Raw genomic sequence first — 20,249 nt, forward strand, 5'->3', positions numbered from 1 at the left:
ACATCGAAGATGGCGGCGACGCGGTAGCGCACCAGGCGCGGCACGCTGCCGAACGGCGTGGCATTGGTCTGCGGCGAGATCAGGGTGATCTGGTCGCCGACGCGCAGCCCCAGCTTGCGCGCCAGGCGGTGGCCGATCATGGCGGCATCGTCGCCCTGGAAGTCGCGCATGCTGCCTTCGCGGATGCCCTTGGCAATCGCGCTTTCCTTCATCAGGTCTTCCGGCCGCACGCCACGCACCATGACGCCGGACGAACCGCGGTCGGCGGTGGCCATCACCTGGCCCTCGATGATCGGGTTGGCCATCACCACGCCGGGCATCTTGCCCACCGTGTCGGCGACGAATTCAAAGTCGCGCAGGATGGGGGCGGCTTCCGACTGGATGGTGAGATGGCCGTTGAGGCCGAGGATGCGGCCCATCAGCTCGGCGCGGAAGCCGTTCATCACGCTCATCACGATGATCAGCGTCGCCACCCCCAGCATGATGCCGAGGAAGCTGAAAATCGCGATCACCGAGATGAAGCCCTCCTGCCGCCGCGCCCGTAAATACCGCAGGGCGAGCATCCATTCAAAACGCGAAAAGAAGGGCATGCGATGTCCGGAGTTGGTTACACTTTTGCGGCAGAAAGCTTGTTCAGCGCGGCGTCGACCGACAGTTCCTGCTTTTCGCCGCTGGCGCGGTTCTTCACTTCCACCGTGCCGGCCTTCACGCCGCGCGGGCCGACCGTCACCTGCCAGGGCAGGCCGATCAGGTCCATGGTGGCGAATTTGGCACCGGCGCGCTCGTCGCGATCATCCAGCAGCACGTCGAAGCCGGCCGCCTTCAGCCTGGCATAGAGGTCTTCGCAGGCCGCGTCGCAATCGGCATCGCCGACCTTGAGGTTGATCAGGCCGACATGGAAGGGCGCCACGCTCATCGGCCAGATGATGCCGGCCTCGTCATGGCTCGCCTCGATGATGCCGCCGACCAGGCGCGACACGCCGACGCCGTAGGAACCCATTTCCAGCGTGATGCTCTCGCCACCGGGACCCTGCACGACAGCGCCCATCGGCTTGGAATACTTGGTGCCGAAATAGAAGATATGGCCGACCTCGATACCGCGGGCCGCCACCTGGCGTTCCTTGGGCAGCGCCTCAAAACGGGCGGCATCGTGCTTTTCCTCGGTCGCCGCATAGGGCGCGGTCCAGGAATCCACGATGGGCTGCAGGTCGCTGTTGTAATCCACGCCCTCGCCCAGCACGTCACGCTCGATCAGCGCCTTGTCGCAGAACACGCCGCTCTCGCCGGTCTCGGCCAGCACGATGAATTCATGGCTGAGGTCGCCACCAATGGGCCCGGTATCGGCCTGCATCGGGATCGCCTTCAGCCCGAGCCGGGCGAAGGTGCGCAGATAGGCGACGAACATGCGGTTGTAGGACCGGCGCGCGGCAGCCTGGTCGAGATCGAAGGAATAGGCATCCTTCATCAGGAATTCGCGGCCGCGCATGACGCCGAAGCGCGGGCGCACCTCGTCGCGGAATTTCCACTGGATGTGGTAGAGGATCTTCGGCAGGTCGCGATAGCTCTTGAATTCCGTCGCGATGATGTCGGTCAGCATTTCCTCGTTGGTCGGGCCATACAGCATCGGCCGCTCATGACGGTCGGTGATGCGCAGCATCTCCTTGCCGTAATCCTCGTAACGACCGCTCTTCTGCCACAGCTCGGCCGACTGGATGGTCGGCATGAGAAGTTCCTGGGCGCCGGCATTGTCCTGCTCCTCGCGCACGATCTGCTCGATCTTCTTCAGCACGCGATGGCCGAGCGGCAGCCAGGCATAGATGCCGGCGGCGGTCTGGCGCACCATGCCGGCGCGCAGCATAAGCCGGTGGCTGACGATCTGGGCTTCGGAGGGGTTTTCCTTGAGAACGGGCAGGAAGAAACTGCTGAGCCGCATAGGGTGGGTTATCCTGAATGATCGTGCGGTGATGGCGGGATAATGGGGCGTTTTTAAGGCCCAGCCTTCCCGGCTGCAATGGCCCCCCGCTGGCAATGGCTTGAGGCTAGCGCTTCTGGGCCGGCGGCTTGGCCAGGTATTCCCGGCAGGCCACGGCGACCGCATCCTCGGTCGGCGGCTCCAGCGGCTTGCCGTTGAAGGCCAGCTTGCCGCTCATCGGATCGATGCTGAGCGTGGCGATCCTGAGCCGGGATTCCTCTTTCACCGCGGTGGGGACCTGCGGCAGCCCGGGCAGACCCGAGAGCGGCATGCGGATCGGCAGGTCGATCATGCCGTCCAATGGCAGCGGATTGCTGCCCGGCAGGTCGGCGGGGGCAATGGGGCGGCCCTTGGAATCGACATCGCGGCCGGGCTGATAATTCACATCCGGTGCCGGCTGGTGCGCGGTGACCATGCCCCGCTGGGCCAGCAGCCGGCGGCAGTCCGCCGCGTTGAGGCTGACCACCACGGGCAGATCCTTTGAATCAGCGGGTTTGACCGAGTCGGCGGCTTTTTGCGGGGGTTTCGTGGACTGACTACCCGTCTGGGCCATGGCCGCCACGGGTAGCAGCAGCAGTCCGAGCAGGCAGGTGGTCGGAATCCGGAGCATTTGAGCACCCTGCACCGCCATTATTACCATTTTGTTAGGAGGTCATAACTTTTTGGATGACAACGCTTTCATCATTCGGTATAGAAAATACGCAACCGCTTGGTAACAGGCGGCCCAAGTCTGGGGAGGCTTAAACTTACCCGTGCGAGACGGGGTCCGGAGCGAGGCATGTCCTTGCTCCTTTCTTTTTTGTGCATACCCCTTCGCAAAACTGCAGCCTCAGGTAGAGCGATTTCATCGCTTCCCGCCCCCGCCAGGGCTTAGCCCGGGCAGACTGACTAAAAACCGTCCTTATCCGAAAATCTGGCCCACAACAGGGCCTCGCCGCGCCCGGCGAGCCGCTCAGAAGCGGCGGCCGAGCAGGTCGTTCAGGCCGAGCAGGTCGTAGGTGCCGACCACGTAATAGACGCCGAACAGCACGCAGCTGATCGCGAAGGTCAGCAGGAACTTGAAGCCGATGCGCGGATTGAGCGGCGCCGACGAGGCATGGCCGGGCTCAACCTCTGCGCCGACATCCTGCGCGGTTTTCACACCGATCGGCAGCACGCAGAACAGCGTGAGCATATAGATCAGCGCAAAGGCGACGAGGTTGTTGTACCAACTCATGACTCAGTCCCCGCCCGGCTCAGACCTGTTCGATCTCGACCAGCGTGCCGGCGAAATCCTTGGGATGCAGGAACAGCACCGGCTTGCCGTGCGCACCGATCTTCGGCTCGCCGTCGCCCAGCACGCGGGCGCCCTGCGCCTTCAGCCGGTCGCGCGCGGCGATGATGTCTTCCACCTCGTAGCAGACATGATGCATGCCGCCCGAGGGATTGTTGGCGAGGAACTTGGCAATCGTTGAGCTCTCGCCCAGCGGATGCAGCAGCTCGATCTTGGTGTTCGGCAGTTCAACGAACACCACCGTCACGCCATGGTCGGGCTGCGCCAGCGGCGCCGAGACCTTGGCGCCCAGCGTGTCGGCGTACATGGCCGCGGCAGCGGCAAGGTCGGGGACGGCAATAGCAACGTGGTTGAGGCGGCCGATCATGGACACGGATTCCCTGCTGGTCTTTTCTGCAGCGCAATATGGGGCCGAATGCTGCGGCGGGCAAGCGGACCTAAAGTCGCAGACGGCACCGATACTTAGCTACGCCTGTCGCTACGTCAGCCGCAGCACATGCACCTGGATCACCGGCTTGCGGCCGTTCAGGCCCTTCAGATAGGCGCGCACGGCGCGCTGGGACACCTGCTCCAGCGCCGCATCCTCGCGCTGCGGCCCGGGGCGCAGCTTGTCGATGGCATCGGCAATATCCTCGGCGATATCGGCATCCACCTCGTCGGGCTCGAAATTCACCACGCCCGCCATGCTGACCTGCGGCGGCGCCAGCAGCAGCCCGTCGCGGTCGACCGCCAGGCTGACGGTGACCGAGCCGTTGAAGGCCAGCTTGCGCCGCATCTGCAGGGTGCCGCCCTGGATCGGGATCAGTTCGTCGCCGTCGATGGCGAGCCGGCCGGCCGGCACCTGCTCCACCACATCGGGCTCGCCCGGTGCCAGCCGGATCAGGTCGCCGTTGCGCGGCACGATGCCATGCGGCACCTGCAGGCTCTGGGCAAAGCGCGCATGTTCCACCAGATGGCGCGGCTCGCCATGCACCGGCACGGCGATCTGCGGCCGGGCCATGGCATACATCTCGGCCAGCTCGTCGCGCGAGGGATGGCCCGAGACATGCACGAAAGCATCCTTCTCGGTGATCACCTCGATGCCTTTCAGCACCAGTTCATTATGCAGCTTGAACAGCGTGCGCTCGTTGCCGGGAATGATCTTGGAGGAAAACACCACGGTATCGCCGGGCGACACCACCACATGGGGATGGCTGCCGAAGGCGATGCGGGCCATGGCGCCGCGCGGCTCGCCCTGGCAGCCGGTGCAGATATACATGATCTTCTCGCGCGGCAGGAAACCGGCCTCGCGTTCATCCACCTGGTTGGGGATATGCTTGAGATAGCCGTTCTCCTGCGCCGCGGCGATGAAGCGGTGCATCGAGCGGCCGATCAGGCAGACATGGCGGCCGAGTTCGACCGCCACGGCAAACAGGGTTTCCAGGCGGGCGAGATTCGATGAGAAGGTGGTGACGGCGATGCGGCCCGGCTTGTCGCGCAGCAGCGGGATCAGGCTGTCATGCACCTCGCCCTCGGAGCCCGAGGTGCCGCGGCTGAACACATTGGTGCTATCGCAGACCAGCGCCAGCACGCCGCGATCACCATAGCCGCGCAGCGCCTCGATCTCGGTCTTCGGCCCCAGCATCGGGCGCGGATCGAGCTTCCAGTCGCCGGTATGCAGCACCACGCCGCGCGGCGTCTCGATGGCCAGCGCCTGACTCTCCGGCGTCGAATGGGTGATGTTCATCGAGCGGATCTTAAAAGGCCCCAGCTCGATCAGGTCGCCCGGCTCGTAGATATGCAGCGGCACATCGTCGACCATGCCCTTCTCGGCCAGCTTGCGGCGCAGCACGCTGGCGGCAAAGCCGGTGGCCCAGACGGGGCATTGCAGATCGTCCCAGCAATGGCTGATGGCGCCGAGATGATCCTCATGGGCATGGGTCAGCACGATGCCGAGCAGCTGATCTTTGCGATCGGCGATCCAGGTGACATCGGGCACCACCATGTCGACGCCGGGCATGGCGTCGTCGGCGAAGCTGGTGCCGAGATCGACCATGATCCACTGGTCGTTATAGCCATAGAGATTGAGATTCATCCCAATCTCGTTCACACCACCGAGCGGCAGGAAATACAGGCTATCTTTTTTGAGGCGAACTGACATCTCTATCTCAATCGCCAAAAGACCGGCCAAAGTCCCACATCTTCAGTCCATCCCTGGTAATGTCCGCCTTAATGTTCGCCGGCCCTCGCGAAAAATAAAACCCGATCTGATAATACGGCTCTGCGCTTACATGCCGTTTTCCGAAATACTCCAGATGTGGGGAGCCATATTTTTGAACAGTCTCTGTAAAAGACTTTAACGATCCGATCGATTTATATGGCTCCACCATACTACGATCGGCGATGAACATGTCGTCAGTTATCTTCTGTTGCCGAATGCTCGACCAGACCTTCATGAATTCAACAAAGATACCCTCAGTAACAGAGTCCGTAAGGATATAATCTCCGTGGTCATGCGCAGGGCAATCCCCATCAGAAAGAGCCATAAAACTCCGTAACCTGTAGTCATTGGGTGGCGGGGAATCAAACTTCAAACCGGCTGGCGTCTGATACTCGAACACTTGCTTGACACCAAAACTGCAAACACCGAAATGCCCTTTCTGTATCTTGGATAGAGAAAAATAGAAGATGCTGACAGGCCAAGCCTGCTGGTTACGGCAGATCATGGCGGCACCATTGCCGTACTGCTTGGCAATCTCATTCACTTCTGCGGGAGCATCAGGGGCATCCTGTATGTACCGTGTACAAACTGGCCGCGCTTCCCACGCCAGTGCCTGACCCGACAATGCCGTAACGGCAAGCAAGAAAAGCAGCATAAAGCGCATGATCTACGCCTGCGTACTACGCCGGTAGATCTCAATCAGGCCGCGCACGGTGATGTCGGGCACGTTCTGCTCGATCACGTCGGTGGAACCGTCAAACACCGGGGCCAAACCACCGGTGGAGATCACCTTCATCGGCCGGCCGAATTCGGCGCGGATGCGGCCGACAATGCCGTCGATCAGGCCGACATAGCCCCAGAACACGCCGGAATGCATGCAGGCCACCGTGGTGGTGCCGATCACGCTCTGCGGCTTCTCGACCACGATGCGCGGCAGCAGGGCCGTGGCGCTCACCAGCGCCTCGATGGAGAGGTTGATGCCCGGCGCGATCACGCCGCCGCAATAACTGCCCTCCTCGTCCACCACGTCAAAGGTGGTGGCGGTGCCGAAATCGACCACGATCAGCGGCGTCTGGGGGAACAGCACGCTGGCGCCCACGGTGTTGCAGATGCGGTCGGCACCGGCTCCGGCGCCCTTGATCTGGATGCCGTATTTCACATTGGGCTCGCCCAGCACCAGCGGCTCGGTCTCGAAATAGCGGGTGCAGAGCCGGCGCAGGTTGAAGGTGGCCTGCGGCACCACGCTGGCGATGATGGCGCTGCGCACGCTTTTCGGGTTGATGCCCTCGATCTGCATCAGCTGCAGCAGCCAGACGGCATGCTCATCCGCCGTGCGCATGGCCGAGGTATGCTGGCGCCATTCGCCGACAATGCGGTCGCCGTCGATGACGCCGAACTTGACGTTGGTGTTGTTGGCATTGATGGCGAGCAGCATGGCGCGTCCTCTTCAGCCGGCCGGGAACACATCGCCGGCGGTCACAGTCTGACGCCGGCCGTCGGGCATTTCCAGTATAAGCGCGCCGCCTTCGTCCAGTGCGACGAAGACACCGCGCAATTCCTGGTCCGGCAGGCGCACCACGGCGGGCAACCCAAGCCCCTGCGCCCGCTTCAGCCAGGCGGCACGCACCGGCGCAAAGCCTTCGGCCTGCCAGCGGCCATACCAGTAGCCGTAGCGCGCCAGCAGCCAGGGCGCGAAATCCTGCGGCGACAGGCTGGTGCCATGGGCGGCGAGCGAGGTGACCGCATAGGGCGTCTCGGCCGGATGCCAGGCGAGATTGACACCGATGCCGACGGTGACCCAGTCGAGGTTGCCATCCGGAGCGGTGCGCGATTCCAGCAGGATGCCGGCGATCTTGGCGCCATTCACCAGCACATCGTTCGGCCATTTGCAGGTGATCGTCGGGCCCAGCTGGGGTGCGGCCAGTTCAAGCGCCTCGGCCAGCACGATGGCGGTGAGGAAAGACATCGTCGCGGCCTGGGCCGGCGAGGCTTTGGGGCGCAGCAGCAGCGAGAGGAAGAGATTGCCCGGCGGGGACTCCCAGGCACGACCGCGACGGCCACGGCCGGCGGTCTGCTGCTTCGCCAGCACCGCGAGACCCTCCGGCGCGCCGGTCTCGGCCTGGCGGCGGATTTCCTCATTGGTGCTGTCGAGGCTGTCGAAGGCCCGGAGGTCCCACTTCATCGAATGGGCCAGGTCACCACCGGCTTACGGGAACAGGGCCTTGGCGGCGATGCCCGCCATGTTCAGCAGCGGCGCCGGCCAGATGAAGAACAGCATGGTGAACAGGCCGGTCACGGTCATCACCGCACCGAGTTCACCGCGCACCGGCTTGGCCAGCGGTTCGGCCGCCTCGTCGAAATACATCAGCTTGACGATGCGCAGGTAGTAATAGGCACCCACCACCGAGCTGAGCACGCCGATCACCGCCAGCGTATAGAGGCCGGCATTGATGGCGGCCATGAAGATGTAGAACTTGCCGAAGAAGCCGGCCAGCGGCGGCACACCGGCGAGCGAGAACATGAAGGCGGCCAGCAGCAGCGCCATGCCCGGATGGGTTTTGGCCAGACCGGCGAGATCGTTCACGCCCTCCACCATCTGGTCCTTCTGGCGCATGGCGAGGATGCAGGCAAAGGTGCCGACATTCATGGCCAGATAGATCGCCAGATAGATCAGGATGCCGCGCACGCCTTCCTCGGTGCCCGAGGCCAGGCCGATCAGGGCATAGCCGACATGGCCGATGGAGGAATAGGCCATCAGCCGCTTGATGTTGGTCTGCTCGATGGCGGCGAAGGCGCCCAGCAGCATGCTGAGCGCGCTGACCACGATGATGATCTGCTGCCAGTCATGGGCGATTTCGCCGAATGGCGTGAGGATGGCGCGCACGAACAGCGCCATGGCGGCGATCTTCGGCGCCACGGCGAAGAAGGCGGTCACCGGTGTCGGCGCGCCCTCATAGACGTCGGGCGTCCACATATGGAAGGGCACGGCCGAGACCTTGAAGGCGAGACCTGCCGACAGGAACACGATGCCGACGATCAAGCCGATGGACGTATGCCCCTCGCCCGCCCCGGCCAGCGCCTTGGCGATCAGCGGGAAACTGGTCGAGCCGGCAAAGCCGTAGATCATCGAGGCGCCGTAGAGCAGCATGCCGGACGACAGCGCGCCGAGCACGAAATACTTCAGGCCCGCCTCGGTGGCACGGCCGGAATCGCGCTTGAAGGCGGCCAGCACATACAGCGACAGCGACTGCAGTTCGAGGCCGAGATAGAGCGCGATCAGGTCGTTGGACGAGACCATCATCAGCATGCCGGTGGTGGCCAGCAGGATCAGCACCGGATATTCGAAACGCTCCATGCGCTCGTAGCGGATATAACCGAGCGACAGCACGATGGCGAAAGCCGAGCCGAGCAGGATCAGCACCTTGGCGAAACGGCCGAAGCCATCGGCGATGAACAGGCCGCCGAAGGTGATCTCGGTGGCGGCCGGCTGCATGACCACCAGCAGCACGGTGACGGCAAGCGCCGCCACGCTGAGCCAGGCGACCAGGCGGGTCGAGCCGTCGCCCTTGAAGACGCCGAGCATCAGCAGCGCCATGGCAGACAGCGCGAGCCAGAGTTCCGGATAGGCGGGCGCGAGGGCGGGCAGAGTCACGGTCTAAACTCCTAACGGGCAGCGGTCGCGATCGCCTTGGCGGCGGCGAGCGCGGTCTGGTGCTGGTCGAGCAGATGCTTGACCGAGGCGGCCATGACGTCAAAGAACGGCGCGGGATAGATACCCATCCACAGCGTCATGATCACCAGCGGCGCGAAGATGGCGATCTCGCGCGGGGTGAGGTCGAGCATGGCCTTGAGGTCGGACTTGGTCAGTTCACCGAAGACCACGCGACGATAGAGATACAGCGCATAGGCCGCGGCGAAGATCACGCCCGAGGTGGCGATCAGCGCCACCCAGGTGTTGGCCTGGAAGGCACCGACCAGCGTGAGCAGCTCGCCGACGAAACCGCCGGTGCCCGGCAGGCCGACATTGGCCATGGTGAACAGCATGAAGACGGCCGCGTATTTCGGCATGTTGTTGGCCAGGCCGCCATAGCGCGCGATCTCGCGGGTATGCAGGCGGTCGTAGACGACGCCGACGCAGAGGAACAGAGCGCCGGAGACGATGCCGTGGCTCAGCATCTGGAAGATGGCGCCTTCGATGCCCTGGGTGTTGAAGGCGAAGATGCCCATGGTGACGAAGCCCATATGCGCCACCGAGGAATAGGCGATCAGCTTCTTCATGTCTTCCTGCACCAGCGCCACCAGCGAGGCATAGACGATGGCGACGACCGACAGGGTGAAGACGAAGGGCGCGAAGTATTCCGAGGCAATCGGGAACATCGGCAGCGAAAAACGCAGGAAGCCGTAGCCGCCCATCTTCAGCAGCACGGCGGCCAGGATCACCGAGCCGGCGGTGGGCGCCTCCACGTGGGCATCGGGCAGCCAGGTATGCACCGGCCACATCGGCATCTTCACCGCAAAGGAGGCAAAGAAGGCGAGCCACAGCCAGGTCTGCGCTTGGCCTGAGAACAGCCCGGTCTTCATCAGGCTCGGGATGTCGGTCGTGCCGGCGATGAAATACATGTAGAGCAGCGCCAGCAGCAGCAGCACCGAGCCGAGCAGCGTGTAGAGGAAGAACTTGAAGCTGGCATAGATGCGGCGCTTGCCGCCCCAGATACCGATGATCAGGAACATCGGGATCAGGCCGGCTTCGAACATCAGGTAGAACAGCACCAGATCCAGCGCGCAGAACACGCCGATCATCAGGGTTTCCATGACCAGGAAGGCGATCATGTATTCCTTGACGCGATGCTCGATGGCCTCCCAGCTGGCCAGGATGCAGAACGGCATCAGGAAGGTGGTGAGGATGACGAACAGCATGGAAATGCCGTCGACACCCATATGGTAGTTGATGCCGGCGCCGATCCACTGGTGCTTTTCAACGAACTGGAAGGCCGCCGTGCTGTTGTCGAAATTCAGCCAGATCAGCAGCGAGACGGCAAAGGTGATCGTGGTGGTCCACAGCGCCACCGAACGGGCGTTGCGGGCCACGATCTCCTCTGGCCCGCGCGCCAGGAAAATGAAGGCGGCGCCGACCAGCGGCAGGAAGGTGACGATCGACAGCAAGGGCATGCTCGACATCGGATTAGTGCCCCATCGCACTGAAGAAATAGGTCACCAGCGCCGCCACGCCGATCAGCATGGCAAAGGCATAGTGATAGACATAGCCGGTCTGCAGGATGCTGGCGCGTTTGGCCAGCCGGATCACGGTGGCGGCAAAGCCATCGGGGCCCAGCCCATCGATGATCTTGCCATCGCCGCCCTTCCACAGCACCTGGCCGAGCCAGAAGGCCGGGCGCACGAAGATGCGGTCATACAGCTCGTCGAAATACCACTTGTTGAGCAGGAAATTGTACAGCAGCGGCTGCTGGGCGGCGGCGCGATGCGGCAGGCCGGTATCGCGGATATAGGCGATCCAGGCGATGAAGATGCCGATGATGCCGACGATGATCGGTCCGACCTTGACCAGGAAGGGCACGTTATGCGCCTCGTCCATCGCCTTGTGGGTGTCGAGGATCAGGATCGAGCTGCCCCAGAAGTCTTTCCAGTGATGGCCGATGAAACCGTCGTGGAAGGCGAAGCCGGCAAAGACCGCGCCGATCGCCAGCACGAAGAGCGGCGCCAGCATGATCATCGGGCTTTCATGCACGTGTTCCATCACGTGATGGTCGGCCCGCGGCTTGCCATGGAAGGTCATGAACAGCAGGCGCCAGGAGTAGAAGGCGGTCAGGATCGCCGCCGCCATACCCATGATATAGGCATACTGCCCGACCCCGCCGGCGGCATAGGCCACTTCGAGGATCATGTCCTTGGAATAATAGCCGGCAAAGATCGGGAAGCCGGCCAGCGCGAGGCTGCCGATCCACATCATCACATAGGTGACCTTGATGTGTTTCCACAACCCGCCCATGCGGCGCATGTCCTGCTCGCCATCAACGGCATGGATCACCGAGCCGGCACCGAGGAACAGCAGCGCCTTGAAGAAGGCATGGGTGAAGAGATGGAAGATCGCGGCCGGATAGGCCGAGACGCCAAGCGCGAAGAACATGTAGCCGAGCTGCGAGCAGGTCGAATAGGCGATCACGCGCTTGATGTCGTTCTGTGCCAGGCCGACGGTGGCGGCGAAGAAGGCGGTGCTGGCGCCGACCACGGCGACGATGGCGAGCGTATCGGGCGCGTATTCAAACAGCGGCGAGCAGCGCGCCACCATGAAGACACCGGCGGTGACCATGGTCGCGGCATGGATCAGCGCCGACACCGGCGTCGGGCCTTCCATCGCATCCGGCAGCCAGGTGTGCAGGCCGAGCTGGGCCGACTTGCCCATGGCGCCGAGGAACAGCAGGAAGGTGGCGACGGTGAGGATATCCCAGTCCTTCCAGAGGAAATGGAAGGTCTTGCCGGCCAGCGCCGGGGCGGCACCGAACACGGCGTCGAAATTCACCGAGTTGGTGGCGAGGAACAGCGCCATGATGCCGAGCGCGAAGCCGAAATCGCCGACGCGGTTGACCACGAAGGCCTTGATGGCCGCCGCATTGGCGGTCGGCTTGTGATACCAGAAACCGATCAGCAGATAGGAAGCCAGGCCGACGCCTTCCCAGCCCATATAGAGCTGCACGAAGTTGTCTGCCGTGATCAGCATCAGCATGGCGAAGGTGAACAGCGACAGGTAGGCGAAGAAGCGCGGGCGATGCGGATCGTGGCTCATATAGCCGACGCTGTAGACATGCACCACGGCCGAGACGGTGTTGACCACCACCAGCATGACGGCGGTGAGCTGGTCGATCTTCAGCGCCCAGTCGACGCTGAAGCTGCCGGAGTCGATCCAGTCGAGCACCTTGACGGTGACGACCATGCCCTTGGAGATCACCAGGTAGAAGGCGACCCAGGACAGAATGGCGGAAATGATCACCGCCACGCAGGTCACGGCCATGGAGGCCGCATCGCCGATGCGACGGCCGAACAGGCCGGCAATGATGGCAGCCAGCAGCGGCAGGAAAACGATCAGATGGTACATCGTCATCGCCGCCTCAGCCCTTCATCATATTGATGTCTTCAACCGCGATGGTGCCGCGGTTGCGGAAATAGACCACCAGGATCGCCAGGCCGATGGCGGCCTCGCCGGCGGCAACGGTCAGCACGAACAGCGCAAACACCTGCCCGACCAGATCGTTCAGGTGGGTGGAAAACGCCACCAGGTTGATGTTGACGGCGAGCAGCATCAGCTCGACCGACATCAGGATGACGATGACGTTCTTGCGGTTCAGGAAGATGCCGACGATCCCGAGCGTGAACAGGATCGCGGCAACCGTGAGATAGTGTCCAAGGCCGATGGTCATGGTCAGATACCCTTCCCCGTCTCGACCTTCTTGATCTCCACCGCGTCTTCACGCGGGCGATTGACCTGCTCGGAGATGCTCTGGCGCTTCACGCCGGGGCGCGAACGGAGCGTCAGCACGATGGCGCCGATCATGGCAACCAGCAGGATCAGGCCTGCGCCCTGGAACAGGTAGATGTATTTCGTGTAGATCACCGCACCCAGCGCATGCGTGTTGGTGGTCTGGGCCAGCGGCGGGATCGGATCGGTGCCGGCCGACAGCGCCGCCGGCGTCAGCACCCAGCCGCCCAGCACCAGCGCCAGTTCAACCAGCAGGATCAGGCCGATCACGCCGCCGATCGGCAGATACTGCAGAAAGCCCTGGCGCAGCTCGACGAAGTTGATGTCGAGCATCATGACAACGAACAGGAACAGCACGGCGACGGCGCCGACATAGACGATCACCAGGATCATGCCGAGGAACTCGGCGCCCATCAGCACGAACAGTCCGGCCGCATTGAAGAAGGCCAGGATCAGGAACAGCACGCTGTGCACCGGGTTACGCGAGGCAATCACCATGAAGCCGGAGGCCACGGTGATGGCTGCGAACAGATAGAAGGCCAGAGCCTGGATAATCATCGTCTACCCCCTCGCCTGCGGCGCGCTCAACGGTACGGCGCGTCCGCGGCGATGTTCCGCGAAATCTCGTATTCCCAGCGCTCGCCGTTGGCGAGCAGCTTGGCCTTGTCATAGAACAGCTCTTCACGCGTCTCGGTGGCGAATTCGAAATTCGGCCCCTCGACAATGGCATCGACCGGGCAGGCTTCCTGGCAGAAGCCGCAGTAGATGCACTTGGTCATGTCGATGTCGTAGCGCGTGGTGCGGCGCGAACCGTCATCGCGCGGCTCGGCCTCGATGGTGATGGCCTGAGCCGGGCAGATCGCCTCGCAGAGCTTGCAGGCGATGCAGCGCTCTTCGCCATTGGCGTAGCGGCGCAGCGCATGCTCGCCGCGGAAGCGCGGGCCGAGCGGGCCCTTTTCATAGGGATAGTTCACGGTGGCGCGCGGCTTGAACATGTAGGAGAAGGTCAGGCCGAGGCCCTTGACCACTTCCCAGAGGAAGAGTGCACGCGCGCCGCGATCGAGCAAAGCCATGGCCTAGACCCCTTTCGGCAGCAGATCGAAGGCGAGCAGAACGCCAGCGGTCAGCACCACCCAGAACAGAGAGAACGGCAGGAACACCTTCCAGCCCAGACGCATCAGCTGGTCGTAGCGATAGCGCGGCACGGTGGCGCGCACCCAGATGAAGACGAACAGCAGCACGAAGATCTTCAGGCAGAACCAGACGATGCCCGGAATCCAGTTGAACGGCGCGATGTCGAGCGGCGGCAGCCAGCCGCCCAGGAACAGGATCGTGGTCATACCCGACATCAGGATCATGTTGGCGTATTCGCCGAGGAAGAACAGCGCAAAGGCCATCGACGAATATTCGACCTGATAGCCGGCGACCAGTTCGGCCTCAGCTTCCGGCAGATCGAAGGGATGCCGGTTGGTCTCGGCCAGGGCCGAGATGAAGAAGACGATGAACATCGGGAACAGCGGGATGGCGAACCACACTGTCTTCTGGGCCTGCACGATGGCGCTGAGGTTCAGCGAGCCGACGCAGAGCAGCACCGAGATGATGACAAAGCCCATCGAGACTTCGTAGGACACCATCTGCGCCGAGGAGCGCAGCGCGCCGAGGAAGGCGTAGCGCGAATTCGACGACCAGCCGGCGATGATAATGCCGTAGACGCCGAGCGAGGAAATCGCAAAGAGATACAGCACGCCGACATTGATGTTGGCAATCACCAGTCCCTCGCCCACCGGGATCACCGCCCAGGCGATCAGCGCCAGGATGAAAGTGATGCAGGGCGCGGCGATGAACAGGAACTTGTTCGCGCCCGACGGGATGATGGTTTCCTTGAAGATCAGCTTGGCCGCATCGGCAAACGGCTGCAGCAGGCCGAAGGGCCCGACCACGTTGGGGCCCATGCGCAGCGACATTGCCGCCAGCACCTTGCGCTCCATCAGAGTCAGATAGGCGACCGCGATCAGCAGCGGCACCGTCAGCATCAGGATGTGGACGAGGATCAGGCCGCCCGGGAAGACGTAGCCGGTCCAGAGTGTTTGCCAGAGCGACTCAGTCATGGGTACCCGTCTTCGGCTGCGTGATGCCGCGTGCGATGGCGGAGCATTCGGCCATGGTGGCGGAGGCCCGCGCGATCGGATTGGTCAGGTAGAAATCGGCCACCGCCGACACGAAGGGCACATCGCTGACGGCACCGGCAGTGCCGAAGGCGCCCCAGGCGGCCGGCGTCAGCTTGTCGACGGCCGAGAAATGCGGCGCCAGCTGCAGCATGCGCCGGCGCAGCATGCCGAGATTGTCATAGGCCAGCTTGTGGCCCAGCGGCTCGGACAGTGCGCGGATGATCGACCAGTCCTCGCGGGCATCACCCGGCGGTGCCGCGGCGCGACGGCCGAGCTGCACGCGCCCCTCGGTGTTCACCCAGGTGGCGTCCTTCTCGACATAGGCCGCGCCCGGCAGGATCACATCGGCGCGCTTCGCACCGGCATCGCCGTGGCTGCCCTGATAGATCACGAAGGCGGAACCGAGCTTCGTCGTGTCGATCTCGTCGGCGCCAAGCAGATAGACCGCTTTGACCTCACCGGCCTGCGCAGCGGCCAGAATGCCCGCAACGTCCTTGCCGCCCTGCCCGGGAACGAAGCCCAGATCGAGCGCGCCGACACGGGCGGCAGCGGTGTGCAGCATGTTGAAGCCGTTCCAGCCATCCTTGACCAGACCGAGCGTGTCAGCCGCCAGTTTGGCCAGCGCCAGCACGGCGGCACCGTCGGCACGGGCAATCGCGCCCTGGCCGAGAATGATCATCGGCTTCTGCGCGCCCTTCAGAACTTCGGCAAAGGCATGGCGGCCTTCGGCGATATCCTTCAGGGTCGCAGGGCCGGCGCCGAGATAGTCATACTTGTAAGTGAGCTGCGGCTGCTCGCTGCTGATCAGCGCGATCTTCACCTTGCCGGTGAGCGAGCGCTTGCGGATACGGGCATTGATCAGGGCGGCTTCGCGGCGCGGATTGCTGCCGACGATCAGGATCGCATCGGCCTCTTCGATGCCGGCAATGCCGCTGTTGAAGATATAGCCGGCGCGGGTCGACGCATCGATCTTCGCGCCATCCTGGCGGCAATCGAGATTGGGCGAGCCCAGCTTCTCCATCAGGTCTTTCAGCGCCGTGACGCTTTCGGCGCAGGCGAGATCGCCGGCGATGGCGGCGATCTGGCTGCCCTGCAGGCCCTTCAGGCCGGCGGCAACGGCAGCGAAGGCCTCGTTCCAGGTGGCTTCCTGCAGCTTGCCGTTCTTGCGGACATAGGGGCGGTCGAGGCGGCGGGTCTTGAGGCCGTCATAGGCGAAGCGGCTTTTGTCCGACAGCCATTCCTCGTTGACGTCTTCGTTCACGCGCGGCAGCACGCGCATCACTTCGCGGCCGCGCACATCGACGCGGATATTGGCGCCAACCGCATCCATCGCATCGATGGTCTCGGTCTTGCGCAATTCCCAGGCCCGCGCCGTGAAGGCATAGGGCTTGGAGGTGAGCGCACCCACCGGGCAGAGATCGATCACGTTGCCGGACAGCTCCGACGTCATCGCCTGCTCGAGATAGGTGGTGATCTGCATGTCTTCGCCGCGGCCGATGGCGCCGAGTTCCGGCACGCCGGCCACTTCCTGCGCAAAGCGCACGCAGCGGGTGCAATGGATGCAGCGGGTCATCACCGTCTCGACCAGCGGACCCATATACTTGTCGTTCACCGCGCGCTTGTTCTCGTCGTAACGCGAGGCGCCCTTGCCGTAGCCCATCGACTGGTCCTGCAGGTCGCATTCGCCACCCTGGTCGCAGATCGGGCAATCCAGCGGATGGTTGATCAGCAGGAATTCCATCACGCCTTCGCGGGCCTTCTTGACCATCGGCGTGTCGGTCTTGATCACCATGTTGTCGGCGGCCGGCATGGCGCAGGAAGCAATCGGCTTCGGCGCCTTCTCCTGCTCGACCAGGCACATGCGGCAGTTGCCGGCGATGGTGAGGCGCTCGTGGTAGCAGAAGCGCGGGATTTCCTTGCCGGCAAGCTCGCAGGCCTGCAGCACGGTGGTGCCCGGCTCGACCGTTACCTGAATGCCGTCGATGGTCAACGTGGGCATTGCTTCGCCTTCCCCCGCCTACTCGGCCGCCGCCGGCATGACCGGCGAGCCCGAGTGATACGCGTCGATGCGGCGTTCGATCTCGCCGCGGAAATGCCGGATCAGGCCCTGGATCGGCCACGCCGCGGCATCGCCGAGGGCGCAGATCGTGTGGCCTTCCACCTGCGTGGTGACTTCGAGCAGCATGTCGATCTCGCGGCGCTCGGCCTTGCCCTGCACGAGACGCTCCATCACGCGCCACATCCAGCCGGTGCCTTCGCGGCACGGCGTGCACTGGCCGCAGGATTCATGCTTGTAGAACTTGGACAGCCGCGCGATGGCACGCACCACATCGGTGCTCTTGTCCATCACGATCACGGCCGCGGTGCCAAGGCCCGAACGCTGGGCGCGCAGACTGTCGAAATCCATCAGCACGTCGTCGCAGATCGCCTTGGGCAGCAGCGGCACGGAAGAACCGCCCGGGATCACCGCCAGCAGATTGTCCCAGCCGCCGCGCACGCCACCGGCATGCTTCTCGATCAGCTCTTTCAGTGGAATGCCCATCTCTTCTTCGACATTGCACGGCTTGTTCACATGGCCGGAAATGCAGAAGACCTTGGTGCCGGTGTTGTTCGGACGGCCCAGGCCGGCAAACCACTCGCCACCGCGGCGCAGGATGGTCGGCGCCACCGCGATGCTCTCGACATTGTTCACCGTGGTCGGGCAGCCCCAGACGCCCATATTGGCCGGGAATGGCGGCTTCAGGCGCGGCTGGCCCTTCTTGCCTTCCAGGCTTTCGATCAGCGCGGTTTCCTCGCCACAGATATAGGCGCCGGCGCCACGATGCACATAGACATCGAACTTGTAGCCGCTGCCGCAGGCGTTATCGCCGATCAGACCGGCCGCATAGGCCTCGTCGATGGCACCCTGCAGGTTCTCGGCCTCGCGATAGAATTCACCGCGGATGTAGATATAGGCAGCGACCGCACGCATGGCGAAGCCGGCGACCAGGCAGCCCTCGACCAGCTTGTGCGGATCGTGCCGCATCATGTCGCGGTCCTTGCACGTACCCGGCTCGCCCTCGTCGGCATTGACGACGAGATAGCTCGGACGGCCATCGGACTGCTTGGGCATGAACGACCATTTCAGCCCGGTCGGGAAACCGGCGCCGCCGCGACCGCGCAGGGCCGACTTCTTCATCTCCTCGATGATCCAGTCCTGGCCCTTGTCGAGGATGGCCTTGGTGTTGTCCCAGTCGCCACGCTTGCGGGCAGCCTCAAGGCGCCACGACTGCTGGCCGTAGAGATTGGTAAAGATGCGGTCTTTATCCTGAAGCATGATCCGGCTCCGCCTCAGTCGTCATTCCCGCCGGCGGCACCGGCAGGATTGAAGGTGGTCAGGGTGGTGGCGCCGCCATGCGGCTCCGACGAAAGCCGGCCGCTCTGCGGGCCGGGCTTCGGTGTCTCGCCGCGCTTCAGCGCCTCGAGAATCTTGCCGGTGCTTTCCTCGGTGAGATCCTCGTAGAAATCGTCGCCCAGCTGCAGCATCGGCGCATTCACGCAGGCGCCGAGGCATTCCACCTCGATCACGGTGAACTGGCCATCGGCCGAGGTCTCGCCCGGATTGAGGCCAAGATGCTTCTTGCAGGCGCTCACCACCTTGTCCGAGCCGGCGAGCCAGCAGGGCGTGGTGGTGCAGACCTGGATGAAGTGTTTTCCCACCGGCGCGAGATTGTACATCGTGTAGAAGCTGGCGACTTCCAGCACGCGGATCGGCGCCATGCCCAGCATCTCGGCGATATGACGGATAGCCGCCTGCGGCACCCAGTTGTCATGCTGGCGCTGCGCGATATCCAGCAACGGCATCACCGCGCTCTGCTGGCGGCCGGCCGGGTACTTGGCGATATGCTTCTTCGCCAGTTCCAGATTCTCCGCCGTGAAGGCGAAGCTGGCCGGCTGCTGCTCGGGCGGTGCGATATGGACGCCACTCATCGGTCGATCTCTCCGAACACGATATCCATGTTGCCGACGATGGAGACGGCATCGGCCAGCATGTAGCCCTTCGACAGGAAGTCGGTGGCCTGCAGATGCGGGAAGCCCGGGGCGCGGATGCGGCAGCGATACGGCTTGTTCGAGCCGTCCGACACCAGATACACGCCGAACTCGCCCTTCGGCGCCTCGACGGCGGCATAAGCCTCGCCCTCGGGCACATGATAGCCTTCGGTGTAGAGCTTGAAGTGGTGGATCAGCGCTTCCATCGAGCGCTTCATCTCGCCACGCTTGGGCGGCACCACCTTGCGATCATCAGACGCAATCGGGCCGGTCGGCATATTGGCGACCACCTGCTCGATGATGCGCGCGCTCTGGCGCATTTCCTCGATGCGGCAGAGATAACGGTCGAAGCAGTCGCCGTTCTTGCCGACGGGAATGTCGAAGTCATATTTCTCGTAGCCATCATAGGGCTGCGACTTGCGCAGATCCCAGGCGACGCCCGAGCCGCGCAGCATGACGCCGGAGAAGCTCCAGTCCATCGCATCCTTGGCATCGATCACGCCGATATCGACATTGCGCTGGCGATAGATGCGGTTCTCGGTCAGCAGGCCTTCAATGTCGTCGATCACCTTCAGCATGCGCGGCAGGTAATTGACGATGGCCTCGTCCATGCCCTTGGGCATGTCCTGATGCACGCCGCCGGGACGGAAATACGCCGCGTGCATGCGGGCGCCGGATACGCCCTCGTAGAATTCCATCAGCTTCTCGCGCTCCTCGAAGCCCCAGAGCGCCGGCGTCATGGCGCCGCAATCGAGAGCATGAGTGGTCACGTTCAGCAGATGATTGAGCAGACGGCCGATCTCGGCGAACAGCACGCGCACCGCCTGGCCGCGCGCCGGCACTTCCAGGCCGAGCAGACGCTCGGTGGCCAGCGCGAAGGCATGCTCCTGGTTCATCGGCGCGACATAATCGAGGCGGTCGAAATACGGCACCGCCTGCAGATAGGTCTTGTGCTCGATCAGCTTCTCGGTGCCGCGATGCAGCAGGCCGATATGCGGATCGCAGCGTTCGACGATCTCGCCGTCGAGTTCCATCACCAGGCGCAGCACGCCATGGGCCGCCGGATGCTGCGGCCCGAAGTTGACCATGTAGTTGGCGATTGTGACTTCGGCCAT

Annotated in this window: 20 protein-coding genes; all 20 read right to left on the reverse strand. The window is 63.5% G+C overall.

The window, feature by feature from the left end; genetic code table 11:
- On the reverse strand, positions 1-590 hold a 590-nt coding region (locus tag AAG821_RS11410), incomplete at its 3' end, for an ABC transporter permease (RefSeq protein WP_341916281.1).
- 17 nt (positions 591-607) lie between these two features.
- The gene (proS, locus tag AAG821_RS11415; protein WP_341914231.1) at positions 608-1,933 is read right to left on the reverse strand and encodes a proline--tRNA ligase; all 1,326 of its coding nucleotides are present in this window, start codon (positions 1,931-1,933) and stop codon (positions 608-610) included.
- Between the two features lie 106 nt (positions 1,934-2,039).
- Complete coding sequence (locus AAG821_RS11420; protein ID WP_341914229.1) at positions 2,040-2,582, reverse strand: hypothetical protein; 543 nt, start codon at positions 2,580-2,582, stop codon at positions 2,040-2,042.
- Positions 2,583-2,924: 342 nt separating this feature from the next.
- Positions 2,925-3,188, reverse strand: a complete 264-nt coding sequence (locus tag AAG821_RS11425) for a DUF1467 family protein (RefSeq protein ID WP_341914227.1) — start codon at positions 3,186-3,188, stop codon at positions 2,925-2,927.
- Between the two features lie 19 nt (positions 3,189-3,207).
- Entirely contained in the window at positions 3,208-3,612 is a 405-nt protein-coding gene (gene mce / locus AAG821_RS11430; protein WP_341914226.1) for a methylmalonyl-CoA epimerase, read from the reverse strand.
- Positions 3,613-3,723: 111 nt separating this feature from the next.
- Positions 3,724-5,385, reverse strand: coding sequence for a ribonuclease J (locus tag AAG821_RS11435; protein WP_341914224.1), 1,662 nt, complete (start codon positions 5,383-5,385; stop codon positions 3,724-3,726).
- A gap of 7 nt (positions 5,386-5,392) precedes the next feature.
- On the reverse strand, positions 5,393-6,109 hold the full coding sequence (locus tag AAG821_RS11440; RefSeq protein ID WP_341914222.1) for a hypothetical protein: 717 nt from the start codon (positions 6,107-6,109) through the stop codon (positions 5,393-5,395).
- A 3-nt stretch (positions 6,110-6,112) separates the two neighbouring features.
- Positions 6,113-6,880 carry a type III pantothenate kinase gene (locus AAG821_RS11445; RefSeq protein ID WP_341914220.1) on the reverse strand — a complete coding sequence of 256 codons (768 nt, stop codon included), beginning with the start codon at positions 6,878-6,880 and terminating at the stop codon, positions 6,113-6,115.
- 12 nt (positions 6,881-6,892) lie between these two features.
- Entirely contained in the window at positions 6,893-7,627 is a 735-nt protein-coding gene (locus AAG821_RS11450; RefSeq protein WP_341914218.1) for a biotin--[acetyl-CoA-carboxylase] ligase, read from the reverse strand.
- Positions 7,628-7,651: 24 nt separating this feature from the next.
- Complete coding sequence (nuoN, locus tag AAG821_RS11455; protein ID WP_341916282.1) at positions 7,652-9,097, reverse strand: NADH-quinone oxidoreductase subunit NuoN; 1,446 nt, start codon at positions 9,095-9,097, stop codon at positions 7,652-7,654.
- Positions 9,098-9,108: 11 nt separating this feature from the next.
- Positions 9,109-10,623 carry an NADH-quinone oxidoreductase subunit M gene (locus AAG821_RS11460; RefSeq protein ID WP_341912526.1) on the reverse strand — a complete coding sequence of 505 codons (1,515 nt, stop codon included), beginning with the start codon at positions 10,621-10,623 and terminating at the stop codon, positions 9,109-9,111.
- Between the two features lie 4 nt (positions 10,624-10,627).
- Complete coding sequence (nuoL, locus tag AAG821_RS11465; RefSeq protein WP_341912532.1) at positions 10,628-12,556, reverse strand: NADH-quinone oxidoreductase subunit L; 1,929 nt, start codon at positions 12,554-12,556, stop codon at positions 10,628-10,630.
- 13 nt (positions 12,557-12,569) lie between these two features.
- The gene (gene nuoK, locus AAG821_RS11470) at positions 12,570-12,878 is read right to left on the reverse strand and encodes an NADH-quinone oxidoreductase subunit NuoK (protein WP_341894115.1); all 309 of its coding nucleotides are present in this window, start codon (positions 12,876-12,878) and stop codon (positions 12,570-12,572) included.
- Between the two features lie 2 nt (positions 12,879-12,880).
- Entirely contained in the window at positions 12,881-13,495 is a 615-nt protein-coding gene (locus AAG821_RS11475) for an NADH-quinone oxidoreductase subunit J (RefSeq protein ID WP_341912524.1), read from the reverse strand.
- 26 nt (positions 13,496-13,521) lie between these two features.
- Positions 13,522-14,010 (reverse strand): NADH-quinone oxidoreductase subunit NuoI, encoded by a 489-nt coding sequence (gene nuoI, locus AAG821_RS11480; protein WP_341912522.1) that lies wholly within the window; start codon positions 14,008-14,010, stop codon positions 13,522-13,524.
- A gap of 3 nt (positions 14,011-14,013) precedes the next feature.
- A complete protein-coding gene (nuoH, locus tag AAG821_RS11485) occupies positions 14,014-15,045 on the reverse strand; it encodes an NADH-quinone oxidoreductase subunit NuoH (RefSeq protein WP_341912521.1) in 1,032 nt (343 codons plus the stop codon).
- Complete coding sequence (gene nuoG / locus AAG821_RS11490) at positions 15,038-17,104, reverse strand: NADH-quinone oxidoreductase subunit NuoG (protein ID WP_341912519.1); 2,067 nt, start codon at positions 17,102-17,104, stop codon at positions 15,038-15,040. The genes nuoH and nuoG overlap by 8 nt, the downstream gene beginning before the upstream one ends.
- An 18-nt stretch (positions 17,105-17,122) precedes the next feature.
- Positions 17,123-18,421 carry an NADH-quinone oxidoreductase subunit NuoF gene (gene nuoF / locus AAG821_RS11495; RefSeq protein WP_341912517.1) on the reverse strand — a complete coding sequence of 433 codons (1,299 nt, stop codon included), beginning with the start codon at positions 18,419-18,421 and terminating at the stop codon, positions 17,123-17,125.
- A gap of 14 nt (positions 18,422-18,435) precedes the next feature.
- Positions 18,436-19,074: an NADH-quinone oxidoreductase subunit NuoE gene (nuoE, locus tag AAG821_RS11500; RefSeq protein ID WP_341912515.1), complete on the reverse strand. Its 639-nt coding sequence runs from the start codon at positions 19,072-19,074 to the stop codon at positions 18,436-18,438.
- Positions 19,071-20,249, reverse strand: coding sequence for an NADH-quinone oxidoreductase subunit D (locus tag AAG821_RS11505; protein ID WP_341912513.1), 1,179 nt, complete (start codon positions 20,247-20,249; stop codon positions 19,071-19,073). Before AAG821_RS11505 ends, nuoE begins: the two co-directional genes overlap by 4 nt.

The organism is Ferrovibrio terrae (assembly GCF_943372915.1).
Classification (GTDB): Bacteria; Pseudomonadota; Alphaproteobacteria; order Ferrovibrionales; family Ferrovibrionaceae; genus Ferrovibrio; species Ferrovibrio terrae_A.